The organism is Tellurirhabdus rosea, from assembly GCF_026278345.1.
In the GTDB taxonomy this organism is placed as follows: domain Bacteria; phylum Bacteroidota; class Bacteroidia; order Cytophagales; family Spirosomataceae; genus Tellurirhabdus; species Tellurirhabdus rosea.
This window is the reverse complement of sequence record NZ_CP111085.1, coordinates 5224970-5236676: the sequence shown is the minus strand read 5'-3', so window position 1 is coordinate 5236676 and position 11707 is coordinate 5224970. Positions and strand designations below refer to the sequence as shown.

Annotated in this window: 11 protein-coding genes; 7 read left to right on the top strand and 4 right to left on the bottom strand. The window is 55.3% G+C overall.

Translation table 11 applies throughout. The features are described from left to right. Positions 1-68: 68 nt before the first annotated feature. Positions 69-1046, bottom strand: coding sequence for an NAD-dependent epimerase/dehydratase family protein (locus tag ORG26_RS22105; RefSeq protein ID WP_266365733.1), 978 nt, complete (start codon positions 1044-1046; stop codon positions 69-71). Positions 1047-1300: 254 nt separating this feature from the next. Between ORG26_RS22105 and ORG26_RS22100 the strand changes: the two genes are divergently transcribed. Next, the gene (locus tag ORG26_RS22100; protein WP_266365732.1) at positions 1301-1765 is read left to right on the top strand and encodes an Lrp/AsnC family transcriptional regulator; all 465 of its coding nucleotides are present in this window, start codon (positions 1301-1303) and stop codon (positions 1763-1765) included. Positions 1766-1807: 42 nt separating this feature from the next. Here ORG26_RS22100 and ORG26_RS22095 read toward each other — a convergent pair whose 3' ends face one another. Further along, positions 1808-2800, bottom strand: a complete 993-nt coding sequence (locus ORG26_RS22095; RefSeq protein ID WP_266365730.1) for a zinc dependent phospholipase C family protein — start codon at positions 2798-2800, stop codon at positions 1808-1810. Between the two features lie 90 nt (positions 2801-2890). Between ORG26_RS22095 and ORG26_RS22090 the strand changes: the two genes are divergently transcribed. The 3 genes from ORG26_RS22090 to radC all read left to right on the top strand — a co-directional run bounded on the left by ORG26_RS22090 (position 2891) and on the right by radC (position 4571). Then, complete coding sequence (locus tag ORG26_RS22090; RefSeq protein ID WP_266365728.1) at positions 2891-3286, top strand: Dabb family protein; 396 nt, start codon at positions 2891-2893, stop codon at positions 3284-3286. 205 nt (positions 3287-3491) lie between these two features. Beyond that, entirely contained in the window at positions 3492-3758 is a 267-nt protein-coding gene (rpsT, locus tag ORG26_RS22085; protein WP_266365726.1) for a 30S ribosomal protein S20, read from the top strand. A gap of 117 nt (positions 3759-3875) precedes the next feature. Beyond that, on the top strand, positions 3876-4571 hold the full coding sequence (radC, locus tag ORG26_RS22080; protein WP_266365725.1) for a RadC family protein: 696 nt from the start codon (positions 3876-3878) through the stop codon (positions 4569-4571). 120 nt (positions 4572-4691) lie between these two features. Here the strand turns inward: radC and ORG26_RS22075 are convergent, their stop codons facing one another. After that, on the bottom strand, positions 4692-5120 hold the full coding sequence (locus ORG26_RS22075) for a hypothetical protein (protein WP_266365723.1): 429 nt from the start codon (positions 5118-5120) through the stop codon (positions 4692-4694). Positions 5121-5521: 401 nt separating this feature from the next. After that, complete coding sequence (hisB, locus tag ORG26_RS22070) at positions 5522-6670, bottom strand: bifunctional histidinol-phosphatase/imidazoleglycerol-phosphate dehydratase HisB (RefSeq protein ID WP_266365721.1); 1149 nt, start codon at positions 6668-6670, stop codon at positions 5522-5524. 236 nt (positions 6671-6906) lie between these two features. Here hisB and ORG26_RS22065 point away from each other — a divergent pair, with 236 nt between their 5' ends. The 3 genes from ORG26_RS22065 to ORG26_RS22055 all read left to right on the top strand — a co-directional run bounded on the left by ORG26_RS22065 (position 6907) and on the right by ORG26_RS22055 (position 11614). Further along, positions 6907-7887 (top strand): NYN domain-containing protein, encoded by a 981-nt coding sequence (locus ORG26_RS22065; protein WP_266365720.1) that lies wholly within the window; start codon positions 6907-6909, stop codon positions 7885-7887. Next, a complete protein-coding gene (gene pabB / locus ORG26_RS22060; RefSeq protein WP_266365718.1) occupies positions 7887-9194 on the top strand; it encodes an aminodeoxychorismate synthase component I in 1308 nt (435 codons plus the stop codon). The genes ORG26_RS22065 and pabB overlap by 1 nt, the downstream gene beginning before the upstream one ends. A gap of 533 nt (positions 9195-9727) precedes the next feature. After that, positions 9728-11614: a DEAD/DEAH box helicase gene (locus tag ORG26_RS22055; RefSeq protein ID WP_323134314.1), complete on the top strand. Its 1887-nt coding sequence runs from the start codon at positions 9728-9730 to the stop codon at positions 11612-11614. The last annotated feature ends 93 nt before the right edge of the window (positions 11615-11707 follow it).

The window sequence follows — 11707 nt, the reverse complement described above, 5'->3', positions numbered from 1 at the left end:
CGTGGCTCCGCCCCATCAGATGGTTGTAGCAGGGCGAAGACACCGCAGCGGCGGAGCCACGTTAAACGTTAAACCTTAAACGTTTCAACGACTTTATCAGTGCGGCCGTACACCGCCGTCAGGTTGGCGATCATTTCGTAGGTCATCCGGTTGAGGTCGTAGGCGGGTTTCCAGCCCCAGTCCTGCCGGGCAACCGAATCATCGATTGAGCGCGGCCACGACTCCGCAATGGCCTGCCGGAAGTCGGGTTTGTAGGTGACGCTGAAATCCGGGAAATGGTGCCGGATGGCGGTCGTCAGTTCGGCAGGCGTAAAACTGAATCCGGCCAGGTTGTACGACGTCCGGACGGTCAGCTGCCCGGCCGGCGCCTCCATCAGTTCGAGGGTGGCGCGCAGGGCGTCGTCCATGTACATCATCGGCAGGCGGGTATTTTCGGCCAGAAAGCACTCGTAGTTCCGGCCCTGCACCGCTTCGTGGAAGATAGCCACGGCGTAGTCGGTGGTGCCGCCGCCGGGCAGGGCTTCGTAGCTGATGATGCCCGGATAGCGCAGCGAGCGCACATCCAGACCGTAGCGTTTGACATAATACTGTCCCCAGTTTTCGCCGGCGGCCTTGCTGATTCCGTAGACCGTGGCCGGGTCGAGGTAGGCGTTCTGCGGCGTGTCGGTCTGCGGGGCGTGTTCGCCGAAAGCGGCGATGGAACTCGGGATGAAGACCTTTTTTACGCCTTCCGTGCGGCTTACTTCCAGCACGTTCAACAGCGTCTGCATGTTCAGGTTCCAGGCCCAGAGCGGGTCGGCTTCGCCTTTGGCGGAAAGAACGGCGGCGAGGTGATAAATCTGGGTGATTCCGTGCCGGCGAACCAGCTCGGCCAGCCCCTTAGCGTCGGTGGCGTCGAGGATTTCGAAGCGACCGGTCTGCCGGGCAGGAAGCCGAAGGTCCGTCGCGATGACCGCCCCTTCGCCGTACAGGGTTTGAAGCCGGGGCAGCAGGGCCGTACCAATCTGCCCATTTGCTCCAATAACCAAAATGGTGTCTGCTTTCATAGTGGTTTTGTTGACAAAGCTTTAACCACAGGAAACGCCAGAGTTGAATACTTACTGATAGCCTCTGGTCAACTCCGTACCAACCTCAGCGCAACTCTGTGGTTAAACTGAATAACGGTACAAAGTTATATTTTAAGATAAAAAATGGAAGATGTCGGGCTAAGTCAGCAAATTTTCCGGAATTGTCGCTTACTTGCCAAAAGAATTGCGGTATCGCCTGTTTTCTAAAATCCGGTTTCAGAAAAATTTTTGGTATGGAATCTCTCGACGAAATAGACAAGAAACTGCTCCGGCTTTTGCAGCAGGACGCCAAGCTGACGACGAAAGAACTGGCGGCGGAACTGGGCCTGAGCCTTTCCCCGGTTTACGAGCGTATTCGGCGGCTGGAGAACCTCGGCGTCATCCGGCAGTACGTGGCCGTGCTGGACCGCAGCCGCCTGGGGCACCCCATCACCACTTTCTGCCAGGTGTCCATGCGGTACCACGACAAGGCGTTCATCGACAATTTTGAACAGGAAATCAAAAAGCTGGAAGAAGTGCAGGAGTGCTACCATATGGCCGGGCAGGTCGATTTTCTGCTCAAAATCCACGTCGGCAGTCTGGAAGAGTACCACGATTTTGTGAAGAACAAACTCTCGCGGATCGAGAACATCGGAACACTCAACAGCACGTTTGTGCTCAAGGAAATCAAGCACGAACTGGGGTACCGCATCCGGTAACCGGAAAATCCGGTTTCGCCATCAATAAGGGCGCCCGGCCCGTCAATCCTCCGACCGAACGCCGAACAGCCGCCGCAGCCAGCCCCGCTGTTCGGCCTCCTCCGCTTTGGCGTCTTCCTCCGACCACCGGAAGTCCGCCAGTTTCCGCAGGTCCGGCTGCCCGGCATCGACCCAGCAGGTGTACCAGAAATCGCCGACCATTTTCACCGACGCCCGCATCTGGCGTTCGACCTGCCCCCGCAGCCGTTCGTGGTAGGCGTGCGAAAACTCGGCGGAATACACTTTGACGGTCATGCCGTTGCGCTCTTCGAAGCCGTATTTCCGACGTTCTCCAAAGTCGGCGGTCAGTTCCCGTTCGAGGCGCAAAACCGAATCCAGCGCGGCATTCGCGCCAAAAACAGCCCGCCAGGCCCGCTTCTGCGGCGAATATTCGTATTCCGCCGGACCCGTCAGAAAATCGTAGTCTTCCAGAAACAGCTCGGGCAACCGCGATTCCCAGAAGCCGTGTATGCCCTGCTGCCCGGTTTTCTGGCCATTGTAGTTGCTGGTGGTGTGGAGGGGCACGTTGGCATCGGCAATGTAGTGGCCCAGATCGGCCGAAATCTTCAGAATCCGCCGGGGATCTCTCGCCCGGAGCGCCTCCGTCAGCTGGTACTTTGCCAGCTGGATATGCCAGGGAACGATGCCGTGCAGCGCCAGCGTGTCTTCGGTGTACTTCTCCGTGGCCGCTTTCCAGGACCGGGGCAATACGGCGGTCGAGGTATCCGGGTAGGCATCCAGATCAATGAAATGACGGGGCGCTTCACCCGGGACGGCATACCGCCGCCTGTCGGGGTTGACGGCATTCTCCGTCAGGTAGTCGATATGCCTTTTGTAAAAACCCAGCATCTCGGGCGGCAGCGTAAACACCGCCTGCCGGTTGATCCGCTGGTGGGCCGTAAATCCCCAGTTTGGATGGTCATATTTAAAATTTACGAAAAAAATTATAGCGAAAACTTGCAGGCAAAAAAAGCTTTGGTACTTTTGTTCTAACATTGTACTAAACGAAGTAAAGTTTATACTTTATTTATAAACGGTATGATGTAACCAAATTTTATTCTGAGAATTTCTTTAAGTCATACAGACATGCAACGCAAATCACTTGGTTACACTTTAATTATTCTGATGTTCGGCATTTTCGGCCTTATCATCTACGGCGCTTACTCACCCGCCAGAAAATCGCAAAAACAGCAAATTGTGTGTGTAAAATTCAAAAATGACGTTAAAACTGAAGTAGTTAATCAGTATATGCGCGATTTTGCGGGGCTTCGGCACGAAATTCCGCAGATTGTCTCTTATTCGGCGGGTACAACGCTGAAAGACAACGGCCAGCGCCCTGAATATGACGTCATGAACTACCTCACGTTCCAGAGCGAAGCTGATATTGAGATGTACAAACAGACCCAGGAGTATCGCCTGTTTGCAAAAAAATATGCATCAGACATCGAAAAGATGTTCGTAATCAACGCAGACATCCGCTGATTTTTGTTTTTTGGCAGCATTTAAGGTTTTTTTGAACCAGAAATCCCCGCAGAGCTCCAGCGGGGATTTTTTGTTGAATCGGATTACGTCTACTAGTACAGAAGGATTAAATCTGCGTAATCTGTGACCAGGAGTTGCTTTTTTTAGGACAATACCCTATTTTTGCAAACCTTTTGTGAGACAACTGAATTCAGTTCAATAAAAAATGGCAAACCATAAATCAGCTCTGAAGCGGATTCGCGCCAACGAAAAGAAGCGCCTGCTGAACCGCTACCAGCACAAAACGACGCGCACGATGATCAAGCGGCTGCGTCTGACGACCGACAAAGAAGCGGCTCAATCGCTTTACATCACCGTTTCTTCCCTGCTCGACAAGCTGGCGAAACGCAACATCATCCACAAGAACAAAGCTTCCAATAACAAATCGAAGCTGGCGAAATACGTGAACGGCCTTTCTGTAGCCGCCGCTTAATCGACGTTCTTACCGACATTCTGGAACCTTACCCGGCAACGGCGTAAGGTTTTTTCATGTCCGGGGTCCGTTACTTTGCCCGGCGTTTCGAGTCCAACAGAAAACAACGCCGGAGCCGTGACGTACGAAACCAAACGCAACATCCTGAGCTGGGCCGAAGAGGACCGTCCCCGCGAGAAATTAATGCTGAAAGGCCGCAGCGCCCTCACCGATGCGGAACTCATTGCGATCCTGATCGGCTCCGGAACCCGCGACCTGTCGGCGGTCGATCTGGCAAAAATCATCCTTCAGGGCAGCGGCCACAACCTGAACGAACTCGCCCGGCTCAGCGTCAAAGACTTATCGAAGTTCAAAGGAATCGGGGAAGCCAAGGCCATCAGCATCGTGGCGGCGCTGGAACTGGGGCGGCGTCGACGGGAACAGGACCGTCCGCAGCGGGCGCGCATTACGGGTTCGCGGGATGCGTACGAAGAAATCAAGCCGCATCTGCTCGACAAACCGCACGAAGAATTCTGGATTCTGCTGCTCAACCGGGCCAACGAAGTTATCCGGCCGGTGCAGATCAGCGCGGGGGGCGTTTCCGGCACGGTGGCCGATCCGAAACTGATTTTCAAATATGCCCTGGAATACCTGGCCAGCGCCCTTATTCTGGTTCACAATCACCCTTCGGGAAATCTCCAGCCCTCCCAGGCGGACAAAGACCTCACCCGCAAACTCAAAGAGGCCGGCCGCCTCCTCGACATTCCCATCCTGGACCACCTCATCTTCACCGACCGAACCTTTTTCAGTTTTGCCGACGAAGGCCTACTTTAAGAATTAAGAATTATGAGTTAAGAGTTAAGAGTTATGAGTTATGAGTTGGCTTCGCTTGAGCAGATAACCGCAATAAGCGAAGCCAACTCATAACTCTTAACTCATAACTCTTAATTCCCTTTACCTTGTGGTGATTTTTACGACGGCTTCGGGTTCGACGGGCGTCGGGGAGGTGCCGGGGAATGGGCGGACTTCGGTCAGCAGGATTTCAAACTGGGTGCCTCCGACCTCCAGCGCGGCCGTGTCCTGGCTTTTCAGGGTTGATCCGCACTGGCCCAGACACAGTTCTCCGGTCTTGGAGGCGCCGTTGTTGGTCAGCGTAAAAAAGACTTTAGCGCTTCCGTACTGGATGCAGACGACATTGGCCGGACAGCGGCTGTCTTCAATTTTGGTTACTTTCAATTCACCGGACTGCTTGACGCGCGCGGATTTGCTCATCGACACCACCACCGGATCGGACGTTTCGGCCTGGGCTTTCACAGAATCACGCTGACAGGCGCCCAGCGTCAGGGCCAGCAGCATCGCTGACAGGAATAGGGTACGTTTCATCATCGGTACTTACTATTGTTTGTTGTTCTCCTGCATGACCCGAAGCACCCGGCAAGGGTTGGCATCCCAGCAAAAAAAGCATAAAAAAAGGCTCCCGGGAGCCTAAAAGAGTTCATAGTGTAGAGTTTAGGTTATATAGTTGCTCTGCAGCGCCTAACTATCAACCCTAAACTATAAACTCTAAACTTATCAATATTTACGCTCTTTGTTTTCGAGCCAGCGGCCGGTGATGAACGAAGCGACCAGCAGTACTACAAAGAAAGCAATAGCAATGATTGTCATTAACATGGCGATACAGGCTTTATGAGAATGTTGGCACAAAAATAAGCAATTAGCGTCTGCGTCGACACGAATCGCCGGAATAACCGGATTTTTTTTCCGGTCTCCCCAGAATCAGGCGCTTACAGCACTCCTTTCGTGCTCGGCAGCGTATCCAGTTCCCGAATGTCGCGGCGGACAGCCATCCGGATCGCCTTGGCAAACGCCTTGAAAATCGCTTCGATTTTATGGTGTTCGTTCTGCCCCTCGACTTTGATGTTCAGGTTGCAGAGCGCCGTATCGGAGAAGGACTTGAAGAAATGGTAGAACATTTCGGTCGGCATCTCCCCGATTTTCTCGCGGCGAAACTCCGCCTCCCAGACCAGCCACGGGCGACCCGAAAAATCAATTCCTACCTGGGCCAGCGCTTCGTCCATGGGCAGCAGAAAACCGTAGCGGCTGATTCCCCGCTTGTCGCCCAGGGCCCGCCGGTACGCTTCGCCCAGGGCCAGCGCGGTGTCCTCGATCGTGTGGTGCTCGTCGATGTGCAGATCACCCTGCACCCGGATGGTCAGGTCGGCCCCGGAATGCTTGGCCAGCTGGTCGAGCATGTGGTCGAAAAAGCCCAGCCCGGTCCGGATGTCCGAGCGGCCGCGACCGTCGAGGTTGAGGTCGATGACGATCTGCGTTTCTTTCGTATTGCGCTCGATGGTGGCCGTGCGGGCGGGCAGCTTCAGGAATTCGTAGATTTCGTCCCAGTTGCCGGATTCGAGCGCGATGGCGGCCTGCATGGCCTCGGTCCGACCCGATACGTCGGCCAGCTGGGCGGTTTCCGTCAGGTTGGGCGGCAGGAACAGGATGGCTTTGGCGCCGAGGTTTACGGCTAATTGCACGTCCGTCAGGCGGTCACCAATCACGAAACTATTGGCCAGGTCATAGTCGCCGGTGAGGTACTGCGTCAGCAGGCCGGTGCCGGGTTTGCGGGTGGGTGCGCCTTCCCGGGCAAAAGTCCGGTCGATGTGCACGCCGCTGAAGTGAATATTTTCGCCGGCGAAAGTTTCCAACATGCGATTCTGGGCGGGCCAGAAAGTTTCTTCCGGGAACGAATCCGTACCGAGCCCGTCCTGGTTGGTGACCATCACCAGTTCATAATCCGTCTCTTCCGCAATCCGCCGCAGGGCCGATAACACTTTGGGAATGAACACCAGTTTTTCCAGCGAATCCACCTGCTGACTGGGTTGCGGCTCCAGAATCAGGGTACCGTCACGGTCAATAAATAAGACTTTTTTCATACGATAAATACCAGACTGCAAAACTAACGATTCCCATTCGCTTGACCGTCGTTTTCTACAATTCTTTCATTTGTGCGTCAAAGCGTTATTTTTGCGGTCCCGTTCTCATAAACTATTCCCTAAAGCGCATCGTTATTAGAAAACAAAGGCAGATCAACAGCATACTATCCTTTACATAAGTACTGCCGCTTCTTTTAAAAATGAAAAAATAACCATCCGATTAGTTTTTATATAAAATGCACACTGAAAAAAACAGCAAGCTTACACGTATTGCGGTATTCTATGATGGGAATTATTTTCTGCATGTAAGTAACTACTACAATTATTCTCACGAAAGACGCAGCCGGATCAGCATTTCCGGCCTCCACGAGTTTATTCGTCAGCAGGTAGCTGAAGCCGAAGATAACGACCCCCGCCTTTGCCAGATTGTGGATGCCCACTATTTCCGGGGTCGCCTCAACGCCCATGAAGCCAGCCAGCGCGGAAACCAGCTGTTCTACGACCGGCTGTTCGATGATATTCTGATGTCGGAAGGCGTGGTAACGCACTACCTTCCAGTAAAAACCTACCACGATAAGCGCCAGGAAAAAGGAATTGACGTCTGGCTCGCCCTGGAAGCGTACGAACTGGCGTTTTACAAGAACTTCGACGTGCTGGTTCTCATCACGGCCGACGGCGATTATGTTCCCCTGATCCGCAAACTGAACACCCTCGGCACCCGGGTTATGGTGCTGAGCTGGGATTTTGAATATTACAACGACGAAGGCGACCGCCAGGTAACGCGCACATCGCAGGACCTGCTGCGCGAAGTTTCGTACCCCGTAGCCATGCACGAACGCATCGAAAACGGCCTGCGTACGGGCGATTCGCTGGTGAACAACCTGTTTGTCAAACAGTCGGCCACGCGCGTACAGAACGGGGTCACCAACGGCGCGGCGGTAAGCATCACCGACGGTCTGAACTTCAGCTTTGATGGGGATGATGATGGGGCGTATGACGACGATCCGAACGAAATCAAAATCAGCACCATCCGGACGCTGAAAAACGGGTACGGCTTCATCAATTACCCGCCCAACAACCTGTTTTTCCACTACACCAGCCTAATGGGTTCGGACTTCAACGAACTGAACATCGACGACGAGGTGTCGTTCCATATCGGTAAAAACGCCGAGGGCAAGGACATTGCCGTCGAGGTGCGGCTGGTCAACAACCACTGATGAATCCATTCGGCGTGCGCGACGGCAGCAGGGAAGTGATGGACGGGCATGACCCCGAATGGCGCTGGAAAGCGCTGCGCTGGGCCTGTCACGAAGCTGTCCGCCGCCAGCAGCCTTTTACGTTTCTGAATAACAACGGCCTGTCGTATCCCGGCGGGCCGTTTCCCAATCGGCTGATGGTCGGCACCCGGCGGGACCTGCGCCCCGGTCCGGGCGACTTCCTGAACGAGGTGCAGGCGGCCTTTCGGGAGCGCCCCTCCTGCCTGGCCGGTTTTCTGACCTACGATTTCAAGAACCGGCTCGAAGCCCTCGAAAGCCGCCACTCCGACCACCTTGCGCTTCCTGACGGCTATTTCTACGAACCGGCCTACCGCTTTGATTTTGGGGCCGACCGGGTTGTCGTTGCCGGTCCCGAGCCGGAAGCCGTTCTCGACCAGATCGACCGCACGGCCGTTCCCGCTTCGGCTTCCCTTTCCCCGACGGTCTCCGTCCGCTGCCGGGTCAGCCGGGAGGAGTATCTGGCGAATGTCCGGCGCATCCGGGAGCACATTCTGGCCGGTGATGTGTATGAGTTAAACTATTGCATGGAGTTTTACGCGGAGAACGTCCGGCTGGACCCGTTCGCCCTCTATTGCCGCCTCAACGAACGGTCGCCGATGCCGTTTTCTGTTTTTCAGAAAGTGGGTGACGTGTACCTGATGGGGGCCTCGCCGGAGCGTTTTCTGAAAAAAGAAGGCACCCGTCTGGTTTCCCAGCCCATCAAAGGCACCATCCGGCGCGGACAGACGCCCGGGGAGGACGAGCAGTTGAAGGAGGCTCTCCGCAACAACGAAAAAGAACAGGCTGAGAACCTGATGATTGTGGATCTGGTGCGCAACGACCTCGCCCGCAGCGCCGAAACCGGCTCCGTGCGGGTCGAGGAACTGTTCGGCATTTACACCTTCCGGCAGGTGCATCAGATGATTTCGACCGTCTCGGCCACGCTGCGGCCCGACGTGCCGTTCACAGACGCCATCCGCCACGCCTTCCCGATGGGCAGCATGACGGGCGCGCCGAAGGTCCGGGCGATGGAACTCATCGAGCAGTACGAAGCCAGCCGGCGGGGCCTGTATTCCGGCACCGTTGGCTATATCACGCCGGAAGGCGATTTCGATTTCAACGTGGTGATCCGGAGTATGCTGTACAATGCCCGGACGGGGTATCTGTCCTTTTCGGTAGGCAGCGCCATCACCTTCGATGCCGACCCGGCGGCGGAGTACGACGAGTGTCTGCTGAAAGCGTCGGCGATGCTGGCGGTGCTGGTCTAGCGCGCCCCGACAGGACCGCGAAAGGAGGCTCGTATTGTTATCCTTATAAACCAGCCGCCCTTTTTTCACTCCTTTTTAATGTCCTTCTTAAATAATTACAGTTTTTTAGCACCAACCCCTTGCTTTCTTCAGCAAACGTTCTTACCTTTGCACCAGCAAAATTTCAAGCGGGCATCCGTCCCATCCTCTGTAGCGGGTCTTTTCCCATCGGGTATTTCTTCCAGTCACACAGGGCCAAACACGGATGTCAATCGGCAAAAGGGGTTGCACATTCGTTGTGGGGGCTTTAGCGGGCATTTCTGACTTTCAATCGCAACCGTAACGGTTTCTAGACAGTTACCTTCTCAGCAAAGGCGATACGCCGCTGTGCTCAGGTATCAAGGGTTCTGACGCGCCACTCCACCTGCCGCCGCTTGTTCAGCAAAGTTGGTTTTTAGTTTAGGGTTTAACGTTCAGTGTTGATCACTGCGCTATGCGGATCGCCGAACCCAAACCATAAACTTCAGACCGTAATCTCATTCAAACTTTTGTTTATGAACCAGGACATTCAGGAAACGCAGGAGCAGGAAGCGATCGAGCAGGCTCCCGTCCAAAATGAAAATGGCTTTGCAAAGCTGGAGCTTTCAGAGCAAATCATGCAGGCCGTCACCGAGATGGGCTTTACCAATCCCTCTCCGATTCAGGCCGAAGCTATTCCGCCGATTCTGGCGGGCCGTGACGTCATTGGTCAGGCCCAGACCGGCACCGGTAAAACCGCCGCCTTCGGGATTCCGGCCATCGAGCTTATCGATGTAGCCGAACGTCACCCGCAGGTGCTCGTCCTCTGCCCCACCCGCGAACTCGCGCTGCAGGTAGCCGACGAGGTGAAGAAACTTTCCAAATTTAAAAGAGGCATTCGCGTCGAAGCCATCTACGGCGGCGACTCCATCGAACGCCAGATTCGCTCCCTCAAGACGGGCGTGCATATCGTAATCGGTACGCCGGGCCGCGTGATGGACCACATGGAGCGCAACACGCTCAAGCTCGACAACGTCCGGATGATGATCCTCGACGAAGCCGACGAAATGCTGGACATGGGCTTCCGCGAAGACATCGAAAGCATTCTGGAAGAGATGCCCGCCGAACGGCAGACCATCCTCTTCTCGGCTACCATGTCGAAGCCCATCATGGCGATCACCAAGAAATTCCAGAACGATCCCGTGCTGGTGAAGGTGGTGAAGACGGAGCTGACGAACACGAACATCGAACAGGTGTACTTCGAAGTAAAGCCGAAAGCAAAAATCGAAGTGATGTGCCGTCTGATCGACATGCACAACCTGAAGCTGATGCTGGTGTTCTGTAACCAGAAGAAGCGGGTGGACGAACTCGTTGAATCCCTGCAGGTTCGCGGTTATTCGGCAGAAGGTCTGCACGGTGACCTGCGCCAGGCGCAGCGGAACAACGTGATGTCGAAGTTCCGTTCGGGCGTGACCAACATCCTGGTTGCGACGGACGTAGCTGCCCGCGGTATCGACGTGGACGACGTAGACGCGGTAATCAACTTCGATATTCCGCTCGACGAAGAATATTACGTACACCGGATTGGCCGGACGGGCCGCGCCGGGAAGTCAGGAAAAGCGTTCTCGCTGGTTGGCAAGGACGAAAAGTACCGCTTCCGGGAAATCCAGAACTATACGAAGGTCAAGGTTGAAAAAGGCGTGATTCCGTCGTTCGAAGACATCGTCGGCTTGCGGAAGGCCCGCTTCATCGATCAGGTGAAAGAAACCATCGAGCAGAGCCAGGACCTGAACCTGTACGAAGACCTGCTGACGGCGCTGCACCACTCCGGTTTCACGACCGAGCAGATTGTTGCCGCACTGGTAAAACGCAGCATGGGCATCGAAAAGAACGAATTCAGCGACCAGAACCTCGGTCTGGAAGACGACCGTCGGGGCGACCGTTTCGGCCGTAACGACGGACCGGACCGCGGCAGCCGTTTCGGCGACCGCGAGCGGGGAGGCCGTTTTGGCGACCGGGACAGCCGTCGGGGCGAAGGTCGTTTCGGCGACCGTACCGATAGCCGCCGGGGCGAAGGCCGCTTTGCCCGTAACGACGGACCGGACCGCGACCGGGGTGGTCGGGAAGAAGGTGGCCGCAAGGGCTTCTTCGACCGTGACAACAACCGGGCTCCGCGTGAGCGGGAAGCCAACATGGTGCGTCTGTTTGTGAGCATCGGTCGCCGCGATTACGTCCGTCCGGGCGACATCGTGGGTGCCATTGCCGGCGAAGCCAACATTCCGGGCAGCACCATCGGCCATATCGACATCTTCGACAAGCACACGCTGGTCGACGTGCCGCGCGAACACGTGAACAAAGTGCTGGACGCGATGGAAGACAATACCATCAAAGGCCGCCGCGTGAACATCGAGGTAGCGCGCTAAGGTTTGCCTGACAAGGTGAGATAACAAAAGCCCACGGTTTAAACCGTGGGCTTTTTGTGCATTTCATGCCGCCGTCCGGTCAATCGCGTTTCC

What these genes read in the sequence shown, in the direction of transcription:
- hisB (WP_266365721.1), bottom strand. Translation starts at nt 6,670, where the DNA reads ATGAAAAAAGTCTTATTTATTGACCGTGACGGTACCCTGATTCTGGAG.
- ORG26_RS22055 (WP_323134314.1), top strand. Translation starts at nt 9,728, where the DNA reads ATGAACCAGGACATTCAGGAAACGCAGGAGCAGGAAGCGATCGAGCAG.
- rpsT (WP_266365726.1), top strand. Translation starts at nt 3,492, where the DNA reads ATGGCAAACCATAAATCAGCTCTGAAGCGGATTCGCGCCAACGAAAAG.
- ORG26_RS22095 (WP_266365730.1), bottom strand. Translation starts at nt 2,800, where the DNA reads ATGTTAGAACAAAAGTACCAAAGCTTTTTTTGCCTGCAAGTTTTCGCT.
- ORG26_RS22100 (WP_266365732.1), top strand. Translation starts at nt 1,301, where the DNA reads ATGGAATCTCTCGACGAAATAGACAAGAAACTGCTCCGGCTTTTGCAG.
- ORG26_RS22090 (WP_266365728.1), top strand. Translation starts at nt 2,891, where the DNA reads ATGCAACGCAAATCACTTGGTTACACTTTAATTATTCTGATGTTCGGC.
- ORG26_RS22075 (WP_266365723.1), bottom strand. Translation starts at nt 5,120, where the DNA reads ATGAAACGTACCCTATTCCTGTCAGCGATGCTGCTGGCCCTGACGCTG.
- ORG26_RS22065 (WP_266365720.1), top strand. Translation starts at nt 6,907, where the DNA reads ATGCACACTGAAAAAAACAGCAAGCTTACACGTATTGCGGTATTCTAT.
- ORG26_RS22105 (WP_266365733.1), bottom strand. Translation starts at nt 1,046, where the DNA reads ATGAAAGCAGACACCATTTTGGTTATTGGAGCAAATGGGCAGATTGGT.
- pabB (WP_266365718.1), top strand. Translation starts at nt 7,887, where the DNA reads ATGAATCCATTCGGCGTGCGCGACGGCAGCAGGGAAGTGATGGACGGG.